The sequence below is a fragment of the Polaromonas sp. P3_B1 genome (assembly GCF_056402935.1).
On sequence record NZ_JBFUGK010000006.1, the window covers coordinates 63,425 to 87,559 of the forward strand.

Below are 24,135 nucleotides of genomic sequence, written 5' to 3' on the forward strand. Positions count from 1 at the left end.
GAAGTGGCTGCTCAGGAGGTTTTCAATAGCAGACGAATGTCGGACGCCAGCGCCTCCGCGCCGCTGCCGTAGCGGTTGTAGAGGCGGATGCGGCCCTTGCCGTCGAAAACATAGCTGCCCGCGGAGTGGTCCATGGTGTAGCTCCCCGGCGTCTTGCCGTCGACCTTTTTGTAGTAGACCTTGAAGTCCTTGGCGACTTCGGGCAACTGGGCCATGGTAGGCCGCAGCGCCAGAAAGCCCGGGTCGAAATTACCCATGTAGGCCTTGAGCAGTTCGGGCGTGTCGCGCTCGGGGTCGACGGTGATGAAGATGGCCTGCAGCTTGTCGCCGTCAGGGCCCAGCAGCTTCTTGACCTGGGCCAACTCGGCCATGGAGGTCGGGCAGACGTCGGGGCATTGCGTGAAACCAAAGAAAACCACGACCACCTTGCCTGGGAAATCTTTGAGCGTGCGCACCTGCCCGTTGTGGTCGGCCAGCGTGAAGCCCTGCGCATAGTCGGCGCCGGTCAGGTCTATGCTTTTGAATTGCGGCTTGTCGGGCGCGCAGGCCACCAGCAGGCCGGCCGTGGCCGCAAGCGCAGCGCCGCCGGCCAGGGTTCGGATCGCGCCTCGGCGGGTGGATAACAGGGTCTTGGCGGTGTTCATGCGAGTATCAGACAAGGTAGTGGTCCAGCAGCAGGGCCGCGAACAGGACCGAAAGGTGGATCAGCGAAAAACGGAAGGTCTTGCGCGCCAGTGCATCGGAGTAACTGCGCCACAGGCGCCAGCCGTACCAGCTGAAGCCTATGCTCAGCGCCACGGCGGCCACCAGGTAAAGCCAGCCGCTCATCTTGAAGATGAAGGGCATCAGGCAGGCGGGAAACAATACCAGCGTGTAGAGGAATACCTGCAGGCGCGTGAACTCGTTGCCGTGGGTGACAGGCAGCATGGGCAAGCCGGACTTGCGGTAATCCTCGACGCGGTACAGCGCCAGCGCCCAGAAATGCGGCGGCGTCCAGAGGAAGATGATCAGGAAGAGGATCAGCGCCTCAGGGCCGACTGCACCCGTCATCGCGGCCCAGCCCAGCACCGGCGGCATGGCACCCGAAGCGCCGCCGATCACGATGTTTTGCGGCGTCATGGGCTTGAGAATCACGGTGTAGACCACCGCATAGCCGATAAAGGTGGCGAAGGTCAGCCACATGGTGAGCGGGTTCACCCACACATACAGGATCCAGGAGCCCAGCGCGCACAGCGCGGCCGAAAAGGCCAGCGTGAGCGGATTGCTGAGCTCGCCCTTGGCCGTGGGGCGCCAGGCGGTACGGCGCATGCGTGCATCGATCTGTTGTTCGACCAGGCAGTTGAAGGCCGCTGCCGCGCCAGCGACCAGCCAGATGCCGGCGCAGGCGATCAGCGCGAGTCTGATGTCGGGCCAGGTGGGCACGCCGGGAACAGCCAGCACCATGCCGATGAGTGCGCAGAACACGATGAGTTGCACCACGCGCGGCTTGGTCAGCGCATAGAACTGCGCGAACTTCGACGGGGCGTGCGGTGCGGTGGAAGCCGGGGCGGCGGACGGGGTGCTGGGGTTCATGGGGAATCGCTGGATCTTCAATTTTGACGCATGTGGCGCTGGGGCTCGCCGCGGCCGGAAAAGACCACGCCACTGAGCACAATGACCAGCGCCGCGGCGCCTCCGGTGTGCATGACGGCGGCCAACAGAGGCCAGCCCAGCACCACGTTGCTGATGCCCGTAAGGGCCTGCAGCACGATCAGCCCCGCCAGCCAGCGCGCGGACACGCGGAACGCCGGCGCGCGGTGCAGGAAAAAGGCCAGCGCAAGGAACACGGCAAACACAAGGTAGGCGGTGAGGCGGTGCACATAGTGGATGGCGGTAAGCGCCTGGAAGCTGATGTTGGCCCCGTCATGGCCCGCGCCCAGCTCACGCCACAACGTGAAACCCTGGTGGAAATCCATGGCCGGCCACAAGGAATTCTGGCAAGCCGGAAAATCGGTGCAGGCCAGCACCGCATAGTTGGTGCTGACCCAGCCCCCGAGCGCGATCTGCAGCCACAACAAGGCAAATGCGGCCAACGCGGCCAGGCGCAGGCCCTTGCCCAATCCCTGGGCCGGCAGCGCCTGCAGCTCGGCATAGCGCAGCGACTGCGCGCGCAGCAAAGCCAGCAGCACCAGGCCGCCCAGCAAATGCAGGGTGACGATGGCGGGGAATAATTTCATGGTGACGGTCAGCGCGCCGAAAGCGCCTTGCAAACACACCCACACCAAGGTGACGGTGGGCCACCAGGGTGACACGGCTATGCGCTTGCGTTCCAGCCAGCTGGTCACCGTGAGCGTGAGGATCAGCACCCCGACGCCGGTGGCCAGGTAGCGGTGAATCATCTCGATCCAGGCCTTGGAGTGCGTGACCGGCCCCGTCGGCATGGCGGTCTGCGCAGCCTCGATGTGCATTTGCGCACCGACCGGGCTCGCGCTGCCGTAGCAGCCGGGCCAGTCGGGGCAACCCAGGCCCGAATCGGTGAGCCGGGTGAAGGCACCGAAGATCACCAGGTCAAAGGTGAGGAACAGCGTGACCAGCGTCAGCACGCGCAAACGCTGCGCCCACAGCGCATTCTTGTTGTGCACCCACACCCAGGCCAGCGGCGCGAGCGCGACCGCCAGGCCCATGATCATCAGGCGCAGGGCGGGGCTCAGGTCGTAGAGGGCGGTACTTGACATGGTGCGATGTGAGAGAGACCTTAAACCGGCTTTGCGGTCTACCGTCCTTCCTTGTCCCAGCTGCTTGAGGCGCGCAGCAGGCGCTCCAGGTCGCGCTTGGCCTTGGCGGCTGCGGCGGCATCCATGTCGGCGGGGAAACGCATCATCAAATTGCCGATGGGATCGACCAGGTAGAGGTGGTCTTCCAGGCGCTTGCCCGCGGCGGGTTCCAGCCACTGCGCGAGCTCGGCCGGCGCCACGCGCAGCACGGCCGAAGAGGTCAATGCCGGCAGCAAGGCGTCGCGCACAGGCACGTCGTCGGCCACCAGCCAGACACGGTCCAGGCGGTCTTTTTCCTTGCCCAGCGACTCGCGCAGCTGCCGCTGGAAATACAGATTCTGCTCGCAACGCGCATCGCAGGCGCCGCCGGCCACGCTGACGAGCAGCCACTGGTTTTTAAGGTCCGTCAGTGTGCCGGTGCGGCCGTCGAGCGTGCGTGTGACCATTGGCGGCAGGGGTCGCTGCGGGTCAATCAACTCACCGAAATTGCGTCGGCCTTCGGGCCGGACCACGTAATAAGTGAAATAGGAGGCGATCACCGGGGCGGCGCATACCAGCAGCACGGCCAGCATCTTCCAGCGGCCGGCGACGGTGTTCGGTTCGCGCGTGCTGGACTGGTCCAGCACCGGCATGGTGTGCACGGTCAGCCCCAGGGGCTGGTCCTGCGGGGCCGGCGCGGCGGCGGAATTGGGAGAGGTGTCAGGCGTATTTGTCACGGAGGTCACGGCATTTGATCGCTGCTTTTTGGGCGGCGTGATGAGGTACGGGCGCGAAAAGGAAGAACCAGCTGAAACCAGCCGTAAAGAATAAACACCAGGGCACAGAGGCCGAACCACTGGAAGGCGTAACCGTAATGCTTGTCCACGCCAAGGTTGGGCGCGGCCCATTCACGCAACAAGCCTTCGCTGGCCGCGCCGGTCTGCAGCAAAGAGACCTCCAGCAGCGGCAGGCCGGTTTGCGCCCGGTAGGCCGGCAAGTCCAGATTTTGCCGTATCCGACCCGTCTCTACCCCCCGGAACTCATAAAGCCTGGAGGGAGCGGCGGCAATGCGGCCTTCCACTGTGACGGGACCTGTTGGCGTTGCCACCTCCGGCAGGCGGGTTCGATCGGCAAAATCGCGAGGCACCCAGCCGCGCTGGACCACGATGGCTTGCGCCGTGCCATCGAGCACCAGGGGTGTCAGCACCACAAAGCCGGTTTTGCCGGCCATGGGGCGGTTGTCGAGGTAAACCGTGTGTTCGGGTCGCCAAGTGCCTTTGAGGACGGCAGGCCGGTGGATCTCGTCCGCCATGTTCGGGTTCGCAAGCAGCGAACGCGCATCGAGCGCGGGAAGCCGTCCTTTGGACTCGACAGCGGCCTGCAGCGCTTCCTTCTGCGCGGCGCGGCGCAGTTGCCACTGGCCCAGCGAAAACGTGGTGCCGGCCACCAGCACGGCGGCCGCGGTCAGCAGCCAGAAGCGCGGGGAATGCAGGGCCGAAGTCATGCGCGGATAATCCTGTTCATGAACTACCTCGTTGCACTGGCATTTATCGCCATCCTGGCCAGCCTGGCCTCCGCGCTTTTTTTCATGCTCAGGGGCAGCGGCGGCGAGAACAAGGACGGCAAGCGCAAAGCCAGCAATATGGCGCGCGCACTGGCCTTCCGTATCGGGTTCTCGGTGCTGCTGTTCATCTGCATTCTGATTGCGTGGAAGCTCGGTTACATACAGCCCACCGGTATTCCCGCAGGCAAATAAACGTCACTCCAGGTGACGAAATAAAGAACAAAGGCCGCATCAAGCGGCCTTTGATTGAGCGGCCGTAGCCGCCATTGGTTCCAGAGACCAGGTTTTTAGAGCCAGTACACCAGGATGTACAGGCCCAGCCACACCACGTCCACGAAGTGCCAGTACCAGGCGGCGCCTTCAAAACCGAAGTGCTTTTCAGGCGTGAAGTGGCCTTTTTGCAGACGCAGCGTGATGAACAGCAGCATCAGCATGCCGACAAACACGTGGAAGCCGTGGAAACCCGTGAGCATGAAGAAGGTCGATCCGTACACGCCGGAAGACAGCTTCAGGTTCATCTCATGGTAGGCATGGAAGTACTCATAGCCCTGCACGAACAGGAAGACCACGCCGAGCACAACCGTGGCCCACATGAAAGCGATGGTGCGGGCACGCTTGCCTTCGATCAGCGCGTGGTGGGCAATGGTGATGGTGACACCGGAGGTCAACAGCAGCGCCGTGTTGACGGTCGGCAGGGAGCCCATGATGCTGGCCCAGATGCCGCCGCCAAYGGCCAGCGGCTTCATGGCGGTGAATGGCTCGATGATGTCGGCCGGCGAAGCGGTCACGCCGGCGGCCAGGCTGGGCCAGACGGCTTTGAAGTCAGGCCAGAGCAGCGCGTTGTCCAGGCTGCCCAGCGCGGGCAGCGAGTGCGCGCGGGCCCACCAGAGGGCAGTGAAGAAGGCGCCGAAAAACATCACTTCCGAGAAGATGAACCAGCTCATGCTCCAGCGGAAGGACATGTCGATCTTGCGGCCGTACATGCCGCTTTCACTCTCGCCGATGGACTGGCTGAACCAGCGGTACAGCGTCACCAGCCACCAGACCATGCCGAAGGCCAGCGACCATTTGCCCCAGTCGTGGCCGTTGATCCATTGGCTGGCGCCGAGAATGACAAAAAACAGGCCGATGGACGCCATCACCGGGTGGCTCGATGGGCTGGGGACAAAGTAGTGTGGGGTTGACCCGTGGGTTGCTGCTGACATCGCTGGACTCCTGTTTTTCTCTCGAATTTCAATAATCTCTTAATTCACACCGTGATGCGCTGGGGTGGCGCGGCCTCAGCGCGCGACCATCCACTTCGCCAGCAGCACCAGGACTGCGACAAACACCACCACGGCGACCAGCCCGACCACAATGATGTGGAGGGGGTTCAAATTTTTCACGTCTTCTTCGTAGTCGCCGCGTGCGCGCAATCCTACGAAGGACCAGGCGACGGCCTTGACCGTGCGCCAGAAGGAAGGTTTTTTCGCAGGTGCGGCTGCCATGCTGCTCATGCGCCTGCCTGCTTGTCGGCCGCCACGCCGGCCGTCGTCGCTTTAGACGTGACCGGTGCGGCCGGCGTCTTGCCGCCGACTTCAAAAAAGGTATACGACAGCGTGATGGTGCTCACGTCTTTGGACAGCTTCGGGTCGATGACAAACGCCACCGGCCACTGTTTCTTCTCGCCGGGCGCCAAGGTGTACTGGCTGAAGCAGAAGCATTCCAGCTTGTTGAAATGCGCACCGGCCTGGGCGGGCGCATAACTGGGAATGGCTTGGGCGGACATGGTCCTGTTCTGCACGTTCTGGAATTCGTACATCACCGTCGTCAATTCGCCCGGATGCACCTGCAGCGTGTTTGTCGCGGGCTTGAACTGCCAGGGGCCGCGTGAGTTCGCGTCGAACTCGACCGTGATGGTGCGCGTACGGTCCACTTGCGTGTTGGCCGGCAAGGCGGAAGTGGCCCCGGGAATCTGGCGGTCGCCCAGGGCGAGTACGTTGATGCCCGTCATTTCACAGATGGCCTTGTAGATCGGCACCAGCGCATAACCAAAACAGAACATGCCGAGCACGATCACGCCCAGCTTGCCCATCATGTTGAAGTTTTCGCGCTTGAGCCGCATCACAGTGGTATCGATTTGAACCTGGGGCCGGACAGAGTGGCTCAGTGGCCCAGGAAAATCATCTTGGCCATGAAGCCGAGAAAAAAGACCAGCGCGACCGAGGCCAGTATCAGGGCCAGCCTCAGGTTGCTCTTCTTTTGTTCAGGGGTCGTCATGGCGATTTACCGATGAAATTCGATCAACCGATCACGCGGGTTGCCGAGGCATCCAGCTTGGGCGGGGTTTCGTAGGTGTGGAAAGGCGCGGGAGACGGAACTTCCCACTCCAGGCCTTCAGCGCCCTTGCCGCCTTCGTCGACCCAGGGGTTTTGCTTGGCCGGGGCACCCTTGCCGCGCATCGTGGGCACCACGATGAACAGGAAGAAGTAGACCTGGGCGAAGCCGAAGAAGAACGCGCCCACGCTGGCCACGGCATTGAAGTCGGCAAACTGCATGGGGTAGTCGGCATAACGACGCGGCATGCCGGCCAGACCCAGGAAGTGCATCGGGAAGAAGGTCACGTTGAAGGAAATCAGCGACCACCAGAAGTGGATCTTGCCGCGGGTTTCGTTGTACATGACGCCAGTCCACTTGGGCGACCAGTAGTAGTAACCGGCGAACAGGGCATAGAGCGAGCCGGCCACGAGCACGTAGTGGAAGTGGGCCACGACGTAATAGGTGTCTTGCAGCTGGATGTCGATCGGTGCGACGGACAGGATCACGCCCGTCAGGCCACCGATGGTGAACACGAAGATGAAGCCCACTGCGAACAGCATGGGGGTTTCAAAGGTCATGGAACCGCGCCACATGGTGGCGATCCAGTTGAACACCTTCACGCCCGTGGGCACGGCGATCAGCATGGTGGAGTACATGAAGAACAGTTGGCCCGTGACCGGCATGCCGGTGGTGAACATGTGGTGCGCCCACACGACGAAGCTCAGGATCGCGATGGAGCCGGTTGCATACACCATGGAGGCGTAGCCGAACAGGCGCTTGCGCGAAAAAGCGGGAATGATCTGGCTGATGATGCCGAAGGCCGGCAAGATCATGATGTAAACCTCGGGGTGGCCGAAGAACCAGAAGATGTGCTGGTACATCACCGGGTCGCCGCCGCCGGCGGGGTTGAAGAAGCTGGTGCCGAAGTGGCGGTCGGTCAGCGTCATGGTGATGGCGCCAGCCAGCACGGGCATCACGGCGATCAGCAGGTAGGCGGTGATCAGCCAGGTCCAGCAGAACATCGGCATCTTCATCAGCGTCATGCCGGGAGCGCGCATGTTCAGGATGGTCACGATGATGTTGATCGAGCCCATGATGGACGAGGCGCCCAGGATGTGCATCGCGAAAATACCGGCGTCCATGGACGGACCCATCTGCAGCGTGAGCGGCGCGTAGAGCGTCCAGCCTGCAGCGGGCGCGCCGCCGGGCATGAAGAAAGAGCCGGCCAGCATGAGGCCGGCGGGGATCATCAGCCAGAAGCTGAAGTTGTTCATGCGCGCGAATGCCATGTCGGCAGCGCCGATCTGCAGCGGGATCATCCAGTTCGCGAAGCCCACGAAAGCCGGCATGATGGCACCGAACACCATGATCAGGCCATGCATGGTGGTGAGCTGGTTGAAGAGCTCGGGGTTGACCAGTTGCAGGCCGGGCTGGAACAGCTCGGCGCGGATCAGCAAGGCCAGCACGCCGCCGAACATCAACATGAAGAAACTGAACAGCAGGTAGAGCGTTCCGATGTCTTTATGGTTGGTCGCGAAGACCCAACGGCGCCAGCCCACCGGGGCATGGTCGTGGTGGTCGTCGTGCGCGTGGTCGTGATGGTCTAGAACTGCACTCATCTTGGCTTCCTTTGGTGGCTTTGGCCTGTAGCTTTATCTTGGCGGCCGGCGCGCATATGAATATGGCGCCGGCGAATTCTGGTCGAGGGTCGGATCGGCTTACTTGCGGGCAGCTTGCACTTCAGCGGGCTGAACGATCTGGCCGGTCTGGTTGGACCAGTTGTTCTTGGTGTAAGTGATCACGGCGGCGATGTCGGTGTCGCTGAGCGACTTCCAGGGAGGCATGGCGCCGGGGCCGCCCTTGCCGTTCAGCACGATATCGATCTGCTTGAGCTTGTCGGCGTCCAGAACCACGGGGGAGCCGTCCAGTGGCTTGATCGGGCCGGCACCCTTGCCGTTGGCCTGGTGGCAGCTTGCGCAGTTGGCATAGACTTTTTCACCGCGGGCCTTCAGGTCGACCAGGGTCCAGACCTTGGAAGGATCGTCAGCTTTGGCGGCGGCTTCCTTGGCCTTGACGGCGACCCACGCGGTGTAGTCGGCGGCGGACACGACCTTCACGTGGATGGGCATGTAGGCGTGCTCCTTGCCGCAGAGTTCCTGGCACTGGCCGTAGAAGTCACCGATTTGCTCGGCACGGAACCAGGTGTCGCGAACGAAACCGGGGATCGCATCCTGCTTGATGCCGAAGGCCGGCACGGCGAAGGCGTGGATCACATCGCTGGCGGTGGTGATGATGCGGATTTTCTTGTTGACGGGAACGACCAGCGGGTTGTCCACCTTGAGCAGGTAGTTGTCGGGCGCTTCGCCGGCCTTGGGACCGCCGTTGTCCGACATTTCGCGGTGGGTGTTGTCGAGCGTGGAGACAAAGCCGATGCCTTCGCCTTCGCCCTTGATGTAGTCATAGCCCCATTTCCACTGGATGCCGGTGGCCTTGATGGTGAGGTCGGCGCCGGTGGTGTCCTTCTGGGCGACCAGCACCTTGGTGGCGGGCAGCGCCATGCCGATGACGATGAGGAAAGGGACGACGGTCCAGGCGATCTCAACAGCGGTTGACTCGTGGAAGTTGGCCGATTTGTGTCCCACCGATTTGCGGTGCTTCAGGATGGAATAAAACATCACACCGAACACCGCCACAAAGATCACGAGGCAGATGGCCATCATGAACCAGTGCAGCCACTGCTGCTCTTCGGCGATCTTGGTCACGGCCGGGTGCAGGTTCAGCTGGTTGACGGCGGGACCGCCCTTCAGGTCGTTGACGGCGTAAGCGGCGGTGCTGACCCAGGCGGCCGCAGATACCAGAATTGCGCCTGCATGCTGCATGCCAAGCCGTGTCATTTTGCTCATGGTGTTGCTTACGTTCATCGTGATCACTTTTTCTGCTTCAATTACCGACCAAATTAACCGGCTGATTATAAAGTTAGCGGCGGGTCCCCCCGCCGCACCTGAACTGACGCGAGACTTTCAGCGCCTCTTCAACCATCCCGCAACGCCATCCGGATTTCGCGGGCCAAGGCCGGGCGCAATTCAGGCCGCACATGCCGGCCCACTCGCACCGAACGTCCCTGTCCCGACACCTCGATCAGCGAGCCGTCCCCGTCCTTGGGTTCGATGCGCACCCATTCGCGGTTGAACTCCGCGCGCTCGGTGCGCCCCGCCGTTTCGGTTTCCACCACCAGTTGCCCACCCTCGAGAACGATTTTTTCACCGTCCCCCACATGGCGGGCATACACCACAAAAGCCGCGCCCACCGCAAGCAGCTCGGCCCAGGCGAAGGGCATCACCATCGTGGCGCCCTGGGCCCAGAAAAATGCGGYGATTCCCAACGAAACGCCGCACAGCGACACGTACAACCACCCCAGTTGGGCCGGGGTGAGTGAACAGTGACGCTTGAGAAGCCACAGCACAGCACCATGGCTGTGGGCGCCCTGCGCGGGCAAGGTGGCAAAACGAAACGCTGGCGTTGGCTGCAGCATGCGGCAACCCCCCAAAAAAACAGCGGTCCATGCCAGGCAGGGGCCGCACGAGGCTTGGGAACATCCCCAAAATCTGTAGTGAATTGTAGCCGCTTTGCCCCGCCGCCCCCTCGAAAAACCCCCTAAACCATTGGCAACGGCAGGAGCGGCGGGCGCCCACGCAACAACCCGGTCTCCGGTGCAGTTCTCAGGCGCCGGGCCGCCCGCCCTGCAGCATGCTGCGCATGTCGGCCACCGACACCGCACTGAGCGCGCTGACCTTGACCTTGGGCGGCGCCTTCAGCGCGTGGCCGTAGATGACTTCAAAGGTCAGCGACAAACGCCCATCCTCGCCCTTCACAAGCTGGTGGGCCAGCGCCTCTTCAAGCCTGGCTTTCCAGGCGCGCCCGCGCAAGGCCGGGAAGCGAGCGGGATGAAAGTTGCGGCCCAGTTCGGCCAGGTCCTGCAACAGCCGCGCCGGCGTCGCGTAGGTCAGCGTGATGCGCTCCATGTCCATCACCGGCTCGGCAAAACCGGTCTGCACCAGCATGTCGCCCCAATCGTGCATGTCGGTCAGCTCATGGCCGGCTGGCGACCAGCCCAGTTGCGCATAGAGTTCGCGCAATTCTTTCGCGGTGTCGGGCCCCAGGCATGAAAACATCAGGAAACCGTTGACCTTGAGCGTCTCCCGCCATTGCGCCAGCAAGGCCTGCGGGTCGGCCGACTCGTGCAGCGCCATATTGGCCCACAGCATGTCGGCGCTGCCGGGCGGAGGCGCCTCAAAACGCACCGGGGCAGCCGTCCATCGCCGCGGCTTCCACCACGGCTCCACAATGTGCTTCATCGCCTCCTGGGTACGCTGCGGGCCGTTTTCAAGCACAAAGGCCGTGGCGCCCGGATAAGTCTTTGCCAGTTGCGCATGGGCCTGCAAGCCGCCGCGCAGCGCCCCCCAGTGCACCCAATTGCCGGGTTGCAGCTTGATCCATTGCAGCCGGTCCATCATGCGGCGCGCCACTTCCTCATGCAGCCAGGGCGAAGCCATGGGCGCGGTGCGATCCCAGCGGCCAACGGCAATCGGGTCCAGCGTGGGAGGACGCTCGGTGGGTGTCATGGGGGAAGGCGGAGAAGGCACAGGACGGCGTTCATTCAAAGGTACGCGAGTATATTGACACGGTGTTCACACGCCTGCTCGCACCCACCACATACCTGCCTCGCCTGGCCGGCTTTGCTTGCGGCTTGACCGCGGAAATCGCCAGCCAGTGCGCGGTCTGCCGCAGCTGGCCCGCGCAACAGGTGTGCCGCCCATGCGTGGCCCGCTTCGCTCAGCCAGACACCCGCTGCGCACGCTGCGCCCTCGCCTTGCCGGCCGATCTCTCCATGGGCCTGAGGACGGGCCCGCCGCTGTGCGGCGCTTGCGCCGTAGAGCCCCCGCCGCTGGACCGCGCCTTCGCCGCCGTCGCCTATGCCTACCCCTGGTCCAACCTGGTTGCGGGCTACAAGTTCGGCGAGCGGCACGGCTGGGCCGGTTTTTTTGCAGGCCTGCTGCTGCAGTCGCCCGGCCTTGCCCCCATGCTTGGCGAATTGGAGCCTGATGACTGGCTGCTTCCGATGCCGCTGTCGGCCGAGCGCCTGCAGGCTCGCGGCTTCAACCAGGCCTGGGAGCTGTGCGCCGCGCTGGCCCGGCAGGCGGCGCCCCTTGCCCGCGCAGACGCGCGGCTGCTGCTGCGCACCAGGCACACCCGCCCGCAAAGCCAGCTCAAGCGCCAGGAGCGGCTGGCCAATGTCAAAGGCGCCTTCCAGGTCGACCCGCTGCGCGCCGCGGAACTGCGGGGCCGCCGCGTGGTGCTGGTCGACGACGTGATGACCAGCGGCGCCTCGCTGTACACCGCGGCGCAGGCTTTACGTGATGCTGGCGCCGCGCATATCACCACAGTGGTGTTTGCCCGAACAGCGCCCGCCTAGAATCCCGGGCTCCGCCTCACCGCTCTCCCGCATGTTCAATATCGTCCTGGTCGAACCCGAAATCCCGCCCAACACCGGCAACGTGATCCGGCTGGCGGCCAACACCGGCTGCCGGCTGCACCTGGTGGAGCCGCTGGGCTTTTCGATGGACGACAAGCACATGCGCCGCGCCGGGCTGGATTACCACGAATACGCACAGTTGCTGCGCCACGCCAATTGGCAGGCGCTGCTCGAAAGTGAGCAACCACCCGCGGCCCGCATATTTGCCATGACCACCCGGGGTTCGGGCAGCGTCTACGAGATGCGCTTCCTGCCCGGCGACTGGCTGGTGTTTGGCGCGGAAACCCGGGGCCTTGCGCCCGAACTGCGGGAATCCTTCCCGCCCGCCCAGCGCCTCAAACTGCCCATGCGGCCGGGCCAGCGCAGCCTGAATCTGTCCAACAGCGTGGCCGTCACGGTGTTCGAGGCCTGGCGGCAAAACGGCTTCGGCGGCGCGGCGCCCCAAGGCTGACGATCGGCTGACAGCTTGGCGCCTGCCTGCCGGCGGCCGGACCAATTTCCTTGCCAGGGACTAAGTAAAAACCCTATGATTCGCGCTTCCATCTAAAGACCGATGCCGACACCCGGCGCTTTCCGGTCTTGCACCTTCCCCTTCATCGCCCAGTTCACAAGACTGGCAGGAGTCTTCAGTGAGCACGGTTATCCAACGTATTCTGGGCATTGCGGCGCCTGTCTTTTCCGATTCGCGGCGCCCGGCCGCTCGCGTGCCGATTGACCAGATCCGGGAAAGCCTGCTGGCCTTGCTGCACGACTGCAGCGACATGCGCACCCAGCGGCTCATTTACACCATCAAGGTCGCCAAGGCGCCCTCCGACCTGTGGCTGCTGCGCAGCGACCTGCACCAGTGCATCGCCCAAACGCACAGCCAAAGCGAGGCGGCCGAACGCATCAACAGCCTGATCGAGGTTTTTGAAGGCTGGCTGCCGGCCGACCAGCTGCTGCGGATTTAAGCCCGGCTCAGGGGTAGCGCCGCACCAGCGACTCGGCCACGCACACCGGCTTGGCCGACCCCTCACGCTCCACCGTCACTTCCCAGGTCATTTGCATGCCGTCATTGGCGATGGCCTCGGCCGCCAGCAGCTTCATGCGCGCCCTCAGGCGGCTGCCCACCGGCACCGGCGCGGTGAAGCGCACCTTGTTGAGGCCGTAGTTCACGCCCATGCGCGAGCCGGTGATCTCAAAGGACGACTCAAAAAAGCGCGGCAGCAGCGACAAGGTCAAAAAGCCGTGCGCGATCGGCCCGCCAAAGGGTCCGGCGTTGGCTTTTTCCACATCGACATGTATCCACTGGTGGTCGCCGGTGGCTTCGGCGAACTGATTGACCTGCTGCTGGGTGATGGTGATCCAGTCGCTGACGGCGACTTCCTGCCCGGTGCAGGCGGCCAGTTCGGCCAGGGTGGCAAAGGTTTTCATGCCGCCACTGTAGCGGCCCGGCCGCGCGGCCCTTGTCGGATCAGCGACAAGTGAAAGGCATCCCCCGCACGCAGGCGCCTAGCGGTCCAGCCACTCGCAGATGCCCTTCCACTGCTCCATGTCCTTTTCGACCCGGCTGGGCGCCACGTCGAACACCGTCAGGCCGCGCGCCGCCAGGTGGATGTAGTTCTGCGTGTCGCGCAGGTAGCCCAGCACCGGCAGCCCCAGGCCTTCGACGAAGCTGCGCAGCTTGTCGGCGGCGATGGTGCGAGCGTCCACGCGCATGCCGACAATACCGACCTGCATCTTGCCGGCGTGCTTGTGTTCGGCGAGCTGGTCCAGGAAAGTGCGCGTGGCGAAGATGTCGAACACGCTGGGCTGCAGCGGCACGATGACCTTGTCGGCCAGCTTGAGCACGTCATTGAAGCGCCAGCCGTGCAGGCCGCCGGGGGTGTCGAGCACCACATGCGAGGTGCCCTTGGGCGGCTTGACGATCAGGTCGGCATTCACGTCCCAGGTGGTGATCTGGCGGGCAGCCGGCGGGCGCAGGCCCAGCCACAGCCGCGAGGATTGCTGCCGGTCGGCATCCCCCAGCATGACCGAATGGCCCTGGCTGGCGAAATATCCGGCGACGTTGGTGGCCAGCGTCGTCTTGCCGACGCCCCCCTTCGGATTGGCGATCACAACCACGGGCATGCGAATCTCCTCGGTGTAGAACCTGTTCTGGAAACTTCTGGGCTTGCTTTTCCGCTATGGTAACGGCATGAACAGCGTTATCACAACCACTGACAAACCCACGGGCGGCACCGCCAACACTGACATTTATGTCATTGCGGCCCATCCGGCCTGGCGCGAATCGCGCGTCAACCGCCCTTTGATGGAGGCCGCGCGCACCCTGCCGCGCGTGCAGGTGCAAGACCTTTACTCGAGTTATCCCGACTACGCCATCGATGTTGCCAAAGAGCAGGCCGCCCTGGAACGCGCGCAACTGGTGGTGCTGCTGCACCCCATCCAGTGGTATTCCATGCCCGCACTGCAAAAACTCTGGCTGGACGAGGTGTTCACCTATGGCTGGGCCTACGGCGAAGGCAACGGCGACGAGGACAGCGGCCTGGGCCGGGCGCTACAGGGCAAGGATTTATGGCTGGTCGCCACCACCGGCGGCCCCGAAGCCTCCTACCACCCGCAAGGCTACAACCGGTATTTCTTTGACGCCTTCCTGCCCCCCTATGAACAAAGCGCGGCCCTGTGCGGCATGCGCTTCTTGCCGCCGCTGGTGCTGCACGGCGCCCACAGCGTCGACCGGCAGACCGTCACCGACCATATCGCCACTTTCAGCGAGCGCCTGCAAAGCTATCCCGACTGGCCCGAGCTTGAAGACCTTGAGCAATGCGCCGCCTGTGTGGTGCCGATGAAGGACCGGCCGGTCGAGCACGACCGCGCTTCCAACACCGCGAGGGCCGCATGACTGAACACACACCGGTCTGGCTGGTCAACAGCTTTATCTATCTGGCGGCGGCCGTCATCTCGGTGCCCCTGGCGAAAAAACTCGGCCTGGGTTCCATCATCGGCTACCTGGCCGCCGGCATCGCCATAGGCCCCTGGGGACTGGGCCTGGTGACCAATGTGCAGGACATCCTGCATTTCGCCGAGTTCGGCGTGGTGCTGATGCTGTTCCTGATCGGGCTCGAGCTGGAACCCAAGCGCCTGTGGAATTTGCGCCGGCCCATCTTCGGCTGGGGCAGCGCGCAGGTGCTGGGCTGCGCCGCGCTGCTCACCGGCGTGGCCATGGCCTTCGGCGTGGGCTGGCAGACGGCGCTGGTCGCAGGCCTGGGCCTGGCGCTGTCGTCCACCGCCATCGCGCTGCAGGCCATGGGCGAGCGCCACCTGCTGCCGACGTCGAGCGGGCAAGCGGGCTTTTCCATTTTGCTGTTCCAGGACGTTGCCGCCATCCCCATCCTGGCGCTGCTGCCGCTGCTGGGCGCTCTGGCCGGCGACAGCGAGGCCGCCAGCCATGGCAGCCGCGCACTCGAAGCGCTGAAAATCGTCGGCGCAATCGCCGCCATCATCCTGGGCGGGCGCCTGTTGCTGCGCCCCCTGCTGCGCTGGATCGCCAACAGCGGCACGCCCGAGATCTTCACCGCGGCCTCGCTGCTGCTGGTGGTCAGCATCGCGGCACTGATGCAATTCGTCGGCCTGTCCATGGCGCTGGGCGCTTTCCTCGCGGGCGTGCTGCTGGCGGAAAGCGAATACCGGCGCGAGCTGGAAACCGACATCGAACCTTTCAAGGGCTTGCTGCTGGGTCTCTTTTTCATCGCCGTCGGCATGAGCATTGATTTCGGCGTGTTGTGGCGCTCGCCCGGTCTCATGGCCGTCATCCTCGTGGGCTTCCTGGGCCTGAAGCTGGCCGTGATTTACGGCCTGGCCAGGCTCATGAAGCTGCCCTTCCAGGAGCGGCCGGTGTTCGCGGTGCTGCTGGCGCAGGGCGGCGAGTTCGCCTTCGTGGTGTTCCAGGCGGCCGCCGGGGCCCAGGTGTTCTCCGCCGAAACCGCCTCGCTGCTGATAGGCGCGGTGGCGCTGTCCATGCTGCTGAGCCCGCTGCTGCTGGTAGCCGTCGACAAGCTCTGGGTGCCGCGCTACGCCAACTGCAACCTGCCGCAGCTGGAGGAAATCTCCGAGCAGCAGGAAGCGCCCGTCATCATCGCCGGCTTCGGCCGCTACGGCCAGATCGTCGGCCGCATGCTGCTGGCCCAGGGCATTCAAGCCACCGTGCTGGACCACGACGCCGAAATGATAGAAACCGTGCGGGCCTTCGGTTACCGCGTCTTCTACGGCGACGCGACGCGCCTTGACCTGCTGCGCACCGCCGGTGCAGCCACGGCCAAAATCCTGGTCCTGTCGGTGGACGACATGGAGCAGTCCCTCAAGATCGTCGACATCGCGCGCGAGAACTTCCCGCAGATGCAGATCGTGGCCCGCGCGCGCGACGTGACGCACTGGAATGCGCTGCGCGACCGCGGCGTGATGCTGGTCGAACGCGAGGTTTTCGAGTCCAGCCTGCGCAGCGCACGCAGCGTGCTGGAGCTGCTGGGCCAGCCGCCGCACGAGGCGCGCCAGGCCGCCATGCGTTTTCGCCAGCACAACCTCGACCTGTTCGAACGCRTGTACCCGCATCGCAAAGACCGCACCAAGGTCATCGCGGTGGCCACGCAGGGGCGGCTCCAGCTTGAGGAACAACTGGCCCAGGAGCGTCAGCAGCAGGCGCAGCGGCGGCCCGCCGGCTGGTACGGCCAGCAGTCAACAGACCAGGAATAAATCAGGGAGGCAGGAAGCGCGCGGCCCTTTGAAGGCCAGCGCCGCGCTACCGCGCCGCCTCCCTAGCGCCTGAGCTGCTCGGCCTCGCGCCGGCGCTGCTCCATCGCGCGGCGCTCCACGCAGACCGGATGGTTGGTGAAAGCCGGCTTGGCGCACTGCTCGTTCATGCAGATCTGGAAGCCGATGAGCATGCGGTCTTCGCAGGCGTTGCGCGGATTACCGGAATTCGCGGACGGTGCCGGCGCAGGGGCATGCTCGGCAGCGGCCGCCGGCGCGGCAGTGCTACCGCCTGATTTGGCCTGGGCCGCCTGCTGCTTGGCCTGCCGCTCTTTTTCCAGCGCGGCCTTTTTGGCCGCAATGGCTTGCGCCACCGCAGCCCTGGATGCCGGAGACAGCGGTGCGGAGGCCGCCGCTGCCACCGGAGCAGCCCCCGCCGATGCCGCTGCTGGTGCAGGTGTCTGCACAGCCGCAGGCTGGGCCGGCGCGGCTTGCACAGCCGGTTGTGGTGCCGCCGCAGGTGCCGGCCCTGCCGCACCGGCATCGGCCGCCGCAGCGGCTGGTGCGGCAGTGGCGAGCACGGGTGTTGGCGCCTTGGGTTTCGTGAGCTGTCTGATGCCTACGCCCATGATGACCAAAGCCACTGCGGCAATCGCGCCCCACACCAGGTACGGGGGAGGCCCTGCTGATGCGCCCGGCTCGGTGTTGCGGCGCTTTCGCCGGGATTCGGTTTTGGCCTCGGACGCGGCGGCTGCGACAGCCGTGCCTTCGGGCTTTGCTTTTGCTTCGGCAGGCTCGGGTTGGACCGTCACGGGACCGGCATCGCTGAACACGGTCTCCGGCCACTCGGACGGCGCGCCATGCAGTTGCGCCTGCGGCTCGGCCTGCGCTGTTTTCATCGGCATTGGCACAGCCGTAACGGGTGCGCCCAGACGCGTGGCATCCGGGTCATCGGCCGCGGGGGTGGCAGGCAGAGGCGGGGGAGCCACCGGCGCCTGTGCCGCGGCTTCCTCGAGCGCCTTCCAGGCCATATCGGTCGCCGTACCGGGGTTGGTCACACCGGAATTTGTCGCACCGGGATTGGCCACGCGGGGACTGGTCACCCCCGGATTGGTCGCACCAGGGTTGGTAACGCCGGGATTGGTCATACCCGGATTGGTCGCCCCGGCGGCCCCATCCTGGCCCGCCAGACGCGGAACGATCAGCGTGCCGGTGCCCAGGCGCCTGCCGATGTCGGAATCCTCTCCCCCTGCCGTGCCCATCTTTTTGAGCCGGCGGCGGGCCAGGTCGGCATAGATGCCGGACGGGAACTTGGCAAGAAAGCCCTGGATGTCCTCGACATCCATGGACTCCTTGATTTCTTTCCAGTAAACCAGCTCCAGCTCCTGCGTCACCATCGGAATGCTGGAACTGGTACCCGACTGCAGGCCCACCAGCGCTTCACCGGCCAACAGCGTCGAAGTCCATGTCGAATTGCTGCCGGGCCCCACAGGCACGGCCGGCGGCAAAACCTTGGTGTCCGCCGCTTCGCGGGCGGCGGCTTGCAGCGCCGCGAGGAAATCCTGCGCATTCGCGTAGCGCTGGTCGCGCGACTTGGCCAGGGCCTTTGCCACCACGGCATCAATCGCGACGGGCAACTGGGGGTTGAAGCTGCTGGGCGGCGCAGGCGTATGGCCCACGATCTGCTGGATGGTGGAGAAATCGGTGTCGCCGTCAAACGGCCGCTTGCCGGTGAGCAGCTGGTACAGCACGATGCCGGCGGCGAACAGGTCGGCCCGGGCATCAATTGGGCGGCCCTGCACCTGTTCGGGCGACATGTATTTGAGCGTGCCCACCATGGAGCCCTGCGTGCGCGTGGCCTCGCCAGAATCCTGGATGCGCGCCACCCCGAAGTCGGTCAGCTTGACCCGCCCGTTGGTTTCCATCAGCAGGTTGGCCGGCTTGATGTCGCGGTGGACGATGCTCTGCCGGTGCGCGTATTCCAGCGCCGACAGCAAGTCGCCCATGATGCCCAGGGTCTGCTCCAGCGTATAGAGGTCGCCCTTGTCCAGGTGGTGCTTGAGGTCGTCGCCGTCGACGAACTCCATGACCAGGAAGGCGATGTCGCCGTCGCGGTCGGAGTCGTACACGCTGACGATGTGCGGGTGCTGCAGGCGCGCTGCCGAGCGGGCCTCGGTGCGAAAGCGCACTTCGTATTCGGCGGCGGCCTCTTCCGAGAGGTTTTCGACCTTGATGGTCTTGATCGCCACGCGCCTGTCCAGATTGGGATCGCGCCCCTCATACACCAGCCCCATCGCGCCTTTGCCGAGGACGTTGATCAGATCGTATCGGCCAAGCTTCTTGAGACTCATGAGGAGGTGGAATTGGGCGATGGGCTGAGGAGGCAAAAAAGGCGGGATGCCTGCGGGCTACCCAAGGGCCCGGCTACGTCTTGAAACAAAAACAATTCTAGCCTGCATCGCCGGACCGACCCCTCTTGGAAAGCCGTAACTTTTCCCGTAGCGCCGCGGCTGTTGCGGCCCGTACACGCGGCCAAGAACCTTGCGCGGCCCCGTTTAGGCCGTGGGCAGGTTCTCAAGTCCGGATAGCAAACGCCACCAGCGGCGCATTTTCGTCCGTTCGCTCGCAGCCCGGCACGATCTGGCCGCTGCCCACCAGGTAGCACTCGGTGCGCCGCAGCACCACGGCCTCACTCTGGTTGCCCAGGTAAACCCAGGTGCCGTAGCTGGAGGCGTCGGTCAGCACAAACTGCCCGCCGCGCCACTCCAGCGTGGCATGCATGCGCGAGACGCGCGGATCGTTCAGCGTCAGCGCCGCGTCGGCGCCCCGGCCCAGCGCCAGCTTGCTGCTTTTGGCGTCCAGCCTCAGGGTCTGCCCGGCAAAACTCAGCTCGAGGAAAGCCTGGCTGGGCGACGCGAACATGGAGCGGCCCGCCATGGTGGCATCTTCGTCGCGCCCCGTTTGCCATTCAACCCGGTAGACGTGGCTGGCTTCGGCCCGGCCGCGCAGGTACATGGGGCCCATGCTGCGCAGGGCTGCGCGTTGCACCGGCAGCAGCGCGGTCCAGACGTTTTCGGTGGTGAGGATTTGCGCGGCGCCGGCCAGGTCGGCCAGCCGGGCGGCGGAGTTCACGGTGTCGCCGAAGCAGTCGCCGTCGATCTCCACGACTTCGCCCGACTCGATGCCCATCTGCATCTGCACCGGCGCGCCGCTGCCGCCGGGCTTGATGGGCTTTTCCTGAAGCCGCTTCTGGATGCTGATGCAGGCCGAGAGCGCATCACCCTCGTTGGGAAAGACCACGAAGAGGCCGTCGCCCAGCAGCTTCACGACGCGGCCCTGGTGCTGCTCGAAGACCTGGCTGAGCACGCCTATGAGCTGCGTCACGAAACGCGACGCGGTCTCATCGCCCAGCCTTTCAAACATGCTGGTGCTGCCCACAAGATCGGCGAAAACAACAGTGGTCATGAAAGGACGGTCAGGTGCTGAGTAAGCATATTGTTCTCATGCCCGCGATTCTCACAGAAATTCGCGAATTGCAGACGGGTGAAAGCCCCGTCCCGGCCCAAAACCCGCAGGGCCGTGGGGGACGGGCTGGACGCAGCAGGCGAATCGCGCTAAGGGTCGCGCAGCGGACTCAGCGAAAACCGTCCCAGAGCAATTTGCACCCGGTGAGCAGCATGCCCACATAGAGCAGCCGGTAAAACAGCACCGGGCTGATGCTGCGGGCCATGCGCACCCCCATCCACACGCCCAGCGGCGCCAGCGGCAGCAAAGCCAGCGAGGTGGCCATGTTGCGCAGGTCCAGCAGGCCCAGCCAGGCATAGGGAATCCACTTGGACAAATTGATGACGAAAAAGAAAGCCGCCATGGTGGCGGTGAACTTCACCGGGGACAGGCGCATGGGAATCACATAAGCGCTGAGCGGCGGCCCGCCGGCATGCGACACAAAGCTGGTGAAGCCGGAAGTCACCGTCAGGATCGCACCCAGCCATCTGGGCGGCGGCGGGCTGTCGGGCCGGGGCGGGAACAGCAGGCGCTGCGCCAAAAACAACAAGGTGAATATTCCCACCAGGGCCGCGACCACCTTGGCGTCCAGCAGCTTGAACAGCAGCGCGCCCACGACAGTGCCCACCAGGCCGAAGGGAACCAGGAACTTCAAAAACCTGAAATCGAAATCTCGGCGAAAGGCCGCCAGCCCCAGCAGGTCCATCAGCAGCAGCACCGGCATCAGGATGGCGGCGGCCTGCGGCACCGTGACGGCGAGCGCCATCACCGGCACCGCCAGCGAACCGAAGCCCGCGCCGAAGCCGCTTTTGCTGACGCCCAGCATCAGCACGGCGGGAATCGCCACGGCGTAGAAGAAGGGGTCGGTGATCAGCGGGAAACTCACGGCGTGTCTTTCGGTTTACCAAAGCCCGGAACGCCGTGGCGTAAAGGCGTGGTGACAGGAGGCGCCATGTTATCCCGCAGTTTTAGACCGCGACGCCATGGGCCGGTCCGTCAGACGCGCTCGAGAATCACCGCAATGCCCTGCCCCACGCCTATGCACATGGTGGCCAGCGCATAACGCCCGCCGCCCTTGTGCAACTGGTTGACCGCCGTGGTGGCCAGCCGCGCGCCCGAGGCGCCCAGAGGATGGCCCAGCGCGATGGCGCCGCCGTTGGGGTTGACGCGCGGGTCGTCGTCTTGCACGCCCAGCATGCGCAGCACGGCCAGGCCTTGCGCGGCAAAGGCTTCGTTGAGTTCGATCACATCCATCTGCGCCATCGTGAGGCCGGTCAGCGCCAGCACTTTCTGCGTGGCGGGCGCAGGGCCAATGCCCATGATGCGCGGCGCGACGCCGGCGGTTGCCATGCCAACCACTCGCGCCTTCGGCGTGAGGCCATTCTTTGCGGCGGTGGCTTCATCGGCCAGCAGCAGCGCGCAGGCACCGTCGTTCACGCCGCTGGCATTGCCGGCGGTTACCGTGCCGTCGGGCCGCACCACGCCCTTGAGCTTGGCCAGTGCCTCGAGCGAGGTTTCGCGCGGATGCTCGTCCTTGCCGACCACGATGGGGTCGCCCTTTTTCTGGGCAATCGTCACCGGCGTGATTTCAGCGTCGAAGTAACCGGCCCTTTGCGCGGCCACGGCCTTCAGCTGGCTGGCCAGCGCCATCTTGTCCTGGTCTTCGCGGCTGATCTTGTAGTCGGTGGCCACGTTCTCGGCCGTCTCGGGCATGGCATCGACGCCGTATTTCTCTTTCATCAACTTGTTGATGAAGCGCCAGCCTATCGTCGTGTCGTACACCGCGTTGGCGCGGCTGAAGGCGCTCTCGGCCTTGGGCATCACAAAGGGCGCGCGGCTCATGCTTTCAACGCCGCCGGCGATCATCAAGGTGGCCTCGCCCGACTTGATGGCGCGCGCGGCCGTGCCCAACGCGTCCAGGCCGGAGCCGCACAGGCGGTTGATGGTGGCGCCCGGCACATCCATGGGCAGGCCGGCCAGCAGGGCCGCCATGCGCGCCACATTGCGGTTGTCCTCGCCGGCCTGGTTGGCGCAGCCGTAGATCACGTCGGTGACGGCCTGCCAGTCGACATTCGGGTTGCGCGCCATCAGCGCCTTGAGCGGGATCGCGCCCAGGTCGTCGGTGCGCACGCTGCTGAGCGCGCCGCCGTAGCGGCCAAAGGGGGTGCGTATCGCGTCGCAGATAAAAGCTTGGTTCAAAATTTTCTCCGGTAAATCCGTTCGCACTGAGCTTGGCCTGTCCTGAGTCTATCGAAGGGCGAAGTGCTTTGCGCTTGGCTGAAAGGCTTCGACCCTTCGACAAGCTCAGGACAGGCCGAGCTCAGCCCGAACGGGGGTTAAACAAAGGCCGGGTTCAGGCGGCGGCAATCGGCAGGCCGACCAGTTTTTCAAGCTCCGCATGCGTGAGGCCGTCGACGGTGTCTATGAGCTTCAGGCCCTGCGGCGTGCATTCGAGCGTGGCCAGGTCTGAATACACCCGCTTGACGCAGCCTATGCCGGTCAGCGGATACGTGCACTCCCGCACCAGCTTGCTGGCGCCCTGTTTGGTCAGCAAGTCCATCATGACCCAGGTCTGCCGCGCGCCTATGGCCAGGTCCATGGCACCGCCCACGGCCGGAATCGCGCCGGGTTCGCCGGTGCTCCAGTTGGCCAGGTCGCCGGTGGCCGAGACCTGGAAGGCGCCCAGCACGCAGATGTCGAGGTGGCCGCCGCGCATCATCGCGAAGCTGTCGGCGTGGTGGAAAAACGCGCCGCCCTTGAGCAGCGTGACCGGCTGCTTGCCGGCGTTGATCAGGTCGTAGTCTTCCTGGCCCTCGGCGGGCGCGGGGCCCATGCCCAGGATGCCGTTCTCGCTTTGCAGGATGACCTCGCGCCCGGCCGGCAAATGGTTGGCCACCAGCGTGGGCTGGCCTATGCCGAGGTTCACGACGGCCCCGTCAAAAATATCCTGCGCGACGCGGGCGGCGAGCTGGTCCTTGCTGCGGCGTTGGTAAGTCATGGTCATGCCGCTTTCTTGAAACCGCCGGCCTGGGTGGCCGTACGTTGAATCTTGACGATGTGATGGACAAAGATGCCCGGTGTCACGATGGTCTCGGGGTCCAGTTCCCCAAGCTCAACGATCTCATGCACGGTGGCAACGGTTTTTTTCGCCGCGGTCGCCATCACCGGGCCGAAGTTGCGCGCCGCCATGCGGTAGGTCAGGTTGCCCCAGCGGTCGCCGCGCTCGGCCTTGATCAGGGCCACGTCGCCGTGGATCGGCATCTCGAGCACATACTGCCGGCCGTTGATTTCGCGGGTTTCCTTGGCGCTGCCGTCGGCGTTCAGGGCCAACTCGGTGCCGTAGCCCGTGGGGCAAAAGAAAGCACCTATGCCCGCGCCCGCGGCGCGAATGCGTTCGGCCAGGTTGCCTTGCGGCACCAGTTCCAGCTCGAGCTTGCCGCTGCGGTACAGGCCGTCAAACACCTGGCTGTCCGCCTGGCGCGGGAAGCTGCAGATGATCTTGCGCACGCGCCCGGCCTTGAGCAACGCGGCCAGGCCCACTTCGGCATTGCCCGCGTTGTTGTTCACCACCGTGAGGTCTTTCGCGCCCTGCTCTATCAGGCCGTCGATCAGTTCATTGGGAATGCCCGCGGTGCCGAAGCCGCCTATCAGCACCGTGGCGCCGTCTTTCACATCCGCCAGCGCGTCGGCGACGGAAGCGGCAATCTTGTTGATCATTGAATGGTCTCCAGGAACGGCGGCCTGAGCATCCCTCAAGAAAAGGGCGAAAGGCCGTGTTG

Annotated in this window: 27 protein-coding genes; 6 read left to right on the top strand and 21 right to left on the bottom strand. The window is 64.6% G+C overall.

All coding sequences use genetic code 11. The annotated features are described in order from the left end of the window. Window positions 1-11: 11 nt before the first annotated feature. From AC1DXS_RS05165 to AC1DXS_RS05185, 5 genes are read right to left on the bottom strand one after another with little or no spacing between them, the layout of a single operon-like run. Entirely contained in the window at window positions 12-644 is a 633-nt protein-coding gene (locus AC1DXS_RS05165) for an SCO family protein (protein ID WP_477736491.1), read from the bottom strand. Window positions 645-651: 7 nt separating this feature from the next. Next, window positions 652-1,572, bottom strand: a complete 921-nt coding sequence (gene cyoE, locus AC1DXS_RS05170; protein WP_477736492.1) for a heme o synthase — start codon at window positions 1,570-1,572, stop codon at window positions 652-654. 17 nt (window positions 1,573-1,589) lie between these two features. Next, complete coding sequence (locus AC1DXS_RS05175; protein ID WP_477736493.1) at window positions 1,590-2,714, bottom strand: COX15/CtaA family protein; 1,125 nt, start codon at window positions 2,712-2,714, stop codon at window positions 1,590-1,592. A 38-nt stretch (window positions 2,715-2,752) separates the two neighbouring features. Next, complete coding sequence (locus AC1DXS_RS05180; RefSeq protein WP_477736494.1) at window positions 2,753-3,469, bottom strand: hypothetical protein; 717 nt, start codon at window positions 3,467-3,469, stop codon at window positions 2,753-2,755. A gap of 5 nt (window positions 3,470-3,474) precedes the next feature. Further along, window positions 3,475-4,236, bottom strand: coding sequence for an SURF1 family protein (locus AC1DXS_RS05185; RefSeq protein ID WP_477736495.1), 762 nt, complete (start codon window positions 4,234-4,236; stop codon window positions 3,475-3,477). An 18-nt stretch (window positions 4,237-4,254) separates the two neighbouring features. On the opposite strand from AC1DXS_RS05185, the gene AC1DXS_RS05190 reads away from it, so the two are divergent. Further along, a complete protein-coding gene (locus AC1DXS_RS05190) occupies window positions 4,255-4,488 on the top strand; it encodes a twin transmembrane helix small protein (protein ID WP_477736496.1) in 234 nt (77 codons plus the stop codon). A 95-nt stretch (window positions 4,489-4,583) separates the two neighbouring features. On the opposite strand, the gene AC1DXS_RS05195 is transcribed toward AC1DXS_RS05190, so the two are convergent. The 8 genes from AC1DXS_RS05195 to AC1DXS_RS05230 all read right to left on the bottom strand — a co-directional run bounded on the left by AC1DXS_RS05195 (window position 4,584) and on the right by AC1DXS_RS05230 (window position 11,216). Then, window positions 4,584-5,501: a cytochrome c oxidase subunit 3 gene (locus AC1DXS_RS05195; RefSeq protein WP_477736497.1), complete on the bottom strand. Its 918-nt coding sequence runs from the start codon at window positions 5,499-5,501 to the stop codon at window positions 4,584-4,586. 75 nt (window positions 5,502-5,576) lie between these two features. Next, window positions 5,577-5,792 (bottom strand): DUF2970 domain-containing protein, encoded by a 216-nt coding sequence (locus tag AC1DXS_RS05200; protein WP_477736498.1) that lies wholly within the window; start codon window positions 5,790-5,792, stop codon window positions 5,577-5,579. After that, a complete protein-coding gene (locus tag AC1DXS_RS05205) occupies window positions 5,789-6,400 on the bottom strand; it encodes a cytochrome c oxidase assembly protein (RefSeq protein ID WP_477736499.1) in 612 nt (203 codons plus the stop codon). Before AC1DXS_RS05205 ends, AC1DXS_RS05200 begins: the two co-directional genes overlap by 4 nt. A gap of 41 nt (window positions 6,401-6,441) precedes the next feature. Next, complete coding sequence (locus tag AC1DXS_RS05210) at window positions 6,442-6,555, bottom strand: cytochrome oxidase small assembly protein (RefSeq protein WP_477736500.1); 114 nt, start codon at window positions 6,553-6,555, stop codon at window positions 6,442-6,444. A gap of 23 nt (window positions 6,556-6,578) precedes the next feature. After that, a complete protein-coding gene (ctaD, locus tag AC1DXS_RS05215) occupies window positions 6,579-8,213 on the bottom strand; it encodes a cytochrome c oxidase subunit I (protein WP_477736501.1) in 1,635 nt (544 codons plus the stop codon). A 99-nt stretch (window positions 8,214-8,312) separates the two neighbouring features. Then, window positions 8,313-9,488, bottom strand: a complete 1,176-nt coding sequence (gene coxB / locus AC1DXS_RS05220) for a cytochrome c oxidase subunit II (RefSeq protein WP_477736578.1) — start codon at window positions 9,486-9,488, stop codon at window positions 8,313-8,315. A gap of 137 nt (window positions 9,489-9,625) precedes the next feature. Next, window positions 9,626-10,126 carry a DUF2244 domain-containing protein gene (locus AC1DXS_RS05225; RefSeq protein WP_477736502.1) on the bottom strand — a complete coding sequence of 167 codons (501 nt, stop codon included), beginning with the start codon at window positions 10,124-10,126 and terminating at the stop codon, window positions 9,626-9,628. A gap of 187 nt (window positions 10,127-10,313) precedes the next feature. Beyond that, window positions 10,314-11,216: a methyltransferase domain-containing protein gene (locus AC1DXS_RS05230; protein WP_477736503.1), complete on the bottom strand. Its 903-nt coding sequence runs from the start codon at window positions 11,214-11,216 to the stop codon at window positions 10,314-10,316. Between the two features lie 62 nt (window positions 11,217-11,278). On the opposite strand from AC1DXS_RS05230, the gene AC1DXS_RS05235 reads away from it, so the two are divergent. The 3 genes from AC1DXS_RS05235 (at window position 11,279) to AC1DXS_RS05245 (ending at window position 13,077) form a co-directional block, all read left to right on the top strand. Beyond that, entirely contained in the window at window positions 11,279-12,067 is a 789-nt protein-coding gene (locus AC1DXS_RS05235; protein WP_477736504.1) for a ComF family protein, read from the top strand. 31 nt (window positions 12,068-12,098) lie between these two features. Continuing rightward, window positions 12,099-12,578: a tRNA (cytidine(34)-2'-O)-methyltransferase gene (locus tag AC1DXS_RS05240; RefSeq protein ID WP_477736505.1), complete on the top strand. Its 480-nt coding sequence runs from the start codon at window positions 12,099-12,101 to the stop codon at window positions 12,576-12,578. Window positions 12,579-12,756: 178 nt separating this feature from the next. Continuing rightward, window positions 12,757-13,077 (top strand): hypothetical protein, encoded by a 321-nt coding sequence (locus AC1DXS_RS05245; protein WP_477736506.1) that lies wholly within the window; start codon window positions 12,757-12,759, stop codon window positions 13,075-13,077. A 7-nt stretch (window positions 13,078-13,084) separates the two neighbouring features. On the opposite strand, the gene AC1DXS_RS05250 is transcribed toward AC1DXS_RS05245, so the two are convergent. Together AC1DXS_RS05250 and AC1DXS_RS05255 are read right to left on the bottom strand one after the other, a co-directional pair. Beyond that, a complete protein-coding gene (locus AC1DXS_RS05250) occupies window positions 13,085-13,540 on the bottom strand; it encodes a MaoC family dehydratase (RefSeq protein WP_477736507.1) in 456 nt (151 codons plus the stop codon). Between the two features lie 78 nt (window positions 13,541-13,618). Then, window positions 13,619-14,236 (bottom strand): nucleotide-binding protein, encoded by a 618-nt coding sequence (locus tag AC1DXS_RS05255; RefSeq protein WP_477736508.1) that lies wholly within the window; start codon window positions 14,234-14,236, stop codon window positions 13,619-13,621. Between the two features lie 67 nt (window positions 14,237-14,303). Between AC1DXS_RS05255 and kefF the strand changes: the two genes are divergently transcribed. Beyond that, window positions 14,304-15,008, top strand: a complete 705-nt coding sequence (gene kefF / locus AC1DXS_RS05260; RefSeq protein WP_477736509.1) for a glutathione-regulated potassium-efflux system oxidoreductase KefF — start codon at window positions 14,304-14,306, stop codon at window positions 15,006-15,008. Further along, on the top strand, window positions 15,005-16,855 hold the full coding sequence (gene kefC / locus AC1DXS_RS05265; RefSeq protein ID WP_477736510.1) for a glutathione-regulated potassium-efflux system protein KefC: 1,851 nt from the start codon (window positions 15,005-15,007) through the stop codon (window positions 16,853-16,855). The genes kefF and kefC overlap by 4 nt, the downstream gene beginning before the upstream one ends. A 62-nt stretch (window positions 16,856-16,917) precedes the next feature. On the opposite strand, the gene AC1DXS_RS05270 is transcribed toward kefC, so the two are convergent. The 6 genes from AC1DXS_RS05270 to AC1DXS_RS05295 all read right to left on the bottom strand — a co-directional run bounded on the left by AC1DXS_RS05270 (window position 16,918) and on the right by AC1DXS_RS05295 (window position 24,073). After that, entirely contained in the window at window positions 16,918-19,203 is a 2,286-nt protein-coding gene (locus AC1DXS_RS05270; protein WP_477736511.1) for a serine/threonine-protein kinase, read from the bottom strand. 223 nt (window positions 19,204-19,426) lie between these two features. Then, a complete protein-coding gene (locus AC1DXS_RS05275; RefSeq protein ID WP_477736512.1) occupies window positions 19,427-20,317 on the bottom strand; it encodes an adenylate/guanylate cyclase domain-containing protein in 891 nt (296 codons plus the stop codon). A 169-nt stretch (window positions 20,318-20,486) separates the two neighbouring features. Then, window positions 20,487-21,242, bottom strand: a complete 756-nt coding sequence (locus tag AC1DXS_RS05280; RefSeq protein ID WP_477736513.1) for a sulfite exporter TauE/SafE family protein — start codon at window positions 21,240-21,242, stop codon at window positions 20,487-20,489. A gap of 110 nt (window positions 21,243-21,352) precedes the next feature. Then, the gene (gene pcaF / locus AC1DXS_RS05285; RefSeq protein ID WP_477736579.1) at window positions 21,353-22,558 is read right to left on the bottom strand and encodes a 3-oxoadipyl-CoA thiolase; all 1,206 of its coding nucleotides are present in this window, start codon (window positions 22,556-22,558) and stop codon (window positions 21,353-21,355) included. 151 nt (window positions 22,559-22,709) lie between these two features. Beyond that, window positions 22,710-23,360, bottom strand: coding sequence for a 3-oxoacid CoA-transferase subunit B (locus AC1DXS_RS05290; RefSeq protein WP_477736514.1), 651 nt, complete (start codon window positions 23,358-23,360; stop codon window positions 22,710-22,712). Then, window positions 23,357-24,073, bottom strand: coding sequence for a 3-oxoacid CoA-transferase subunit A (locus AC1DXS_RS05295; protein WP_477736515.1), 717 nt, complete (start codon window positions 24,071-24,073; stop codon window positions 23,357-23,359). Before AC1DXS_RS05295 ends, AC1DXS_RS05290 begins: the two co-directional genes overlap by 4 nt. Window positions 24,074-24,135: the final 62 nt, after the last annotated feature.

Excerpts from the sequence above, each read along its gene's own strand:
- AC1DXS_RS05165 (WP_477736491.1), bottom strand. The coding sequence starts at position 644 with ATGAACACCGCCAAGACCCTGTTATCCACCCGCCGAGGCGCGATCCGA.
- cyoE (WP_477736492.1), bottom strand. The coding sequence starts at position 1,572 with ATGAACCCCAGCACCCCGTCCGCCGCCCCGGCTTCCACCGCACCGCAC.
- AC1DXS_RS05175 (WP_477736493.1), bottom strand. The coding sequence starts at position 2,714 with ATGTCAAGTACCGCCCTCTACGACCTGAGCCCCGCCCTGCGCCTGATG.
- AC1DXS_RS05185 (WP_477736495.1), bottom strand. The coding sequence starts at position 4,236 with ATGACTTCGGCCCTGCATTCCCCGCGCTTCTGGCTGCTGACCGCGGCC.
- AC1DXS_RS05190 (WP_477736496.1), top strand. The coding sequence starts at position 4,255 with ATGAACTACCTCGTTGCACTGGCATTTATCGCCATCCTGGCCAGCCTG.
- AC1DXS_RS05200 (WP_477736498.1), bottom strand. The coding sequence starts at position 5,792 with ATGAGCAGCATGGCAGCCGCACCTGCGAAAAAACCTTCCTTCTGGCGC.
- AC1DXS_RS05205 (WP_477736499.1), bottom strand. The coding sequence starts at position 6,400 with ATGCGGCTCAAGCGCGAAAACTTCAACATGATGGGCAAGCTGGGCGTG.
- AC1DXS_RS05210 (WP_477736500.1), bottom strand. The coding sequence starts at position 6,555 with ATGACGACCCCTGAACAAAAGAAGAGCAACCTGAGGCTGGCCCTGATA.
- ctaD (WP_477736501.1), bottom strand. The coding sequence starts at position 8,213 with ATGAGTGCAGTTCTAGACCATCACGACCACGCGCACGACGACCACCAC.
- coxB (WP_477736578.1), bottom strand. The coding sequence starts at position 9,488 with ATGACACGGCTTGGCATGCAGCATGCAGGCGCAATTCTGGTATCTGCG.
- AC1DXS_RS05230 (WP_477736503.1), bottom strand. The coding sequence starts at position 11,216 with ATGACACCCACCGAGCGTCCTCCCACGCTGGACCCGATTGCCGTTGGC.
- AC1DXS_RS05240 (WP_477736505.1), top strand. The coding sequence starts at position 12,099 with ATGTTCAATATCGTCCTGGTCGAACCCGAAATCCCGCCCAACACCGGC.
- AC1DXS_RS05250 (WP_477736507.1), bottom strand. The coding sequence starts at position 13,540 with ATGAAAACCTTTGCCACCCTGGCCGAACTGGCCGCCTGCACCGGGCAG.
- AC1DXS_RS05255 (WP_477736508.1), bottom strand. The coding sequence starts at position 14,236 with ATGCCCGTGGTTGTGATCGCCAATCCGAAGGGGGGCGTCGGCAAGACG.
- kefF (WP_477736509.1), top strand. The coding sequence starts at position 14,304 with ATGAACAGCGTTATCACAACCACTGACAAACCCACGGGCGGCACCGCC.
- AC1DXS_RS05270 (WP_477736511.1), bottom strand. The coding sequence starts at position 19,203 with ATGAGTCTCAAGAAGCTTGGCCGATACGATCTGATCAACGTCCTCGGC.
- AC1DXS_RS05275 (WP_477736512.1), bottom strand. The coding sequence starts at position 20,317 with ATGACCACTGTTGTTTTCGCCGATCTTGTGGGCAGCACCAGCATGTTT.
- AC1DXS_RS05290 (WP_477736514.1), bottom strand. The coding sequence starts at position 23,360 with ATGACCATGACTTACCAACGCCGCAGCAAGGACCAGCTCGCCGCCCGC.
- AC1DXS_RS05295 (WP_477736515.1), bottom strand. The coding sequence starts at position 24,073 with ATGATCAACAAGATTGCCGCTTCCGTCGCCGACGCGCTGGCGGATGTG.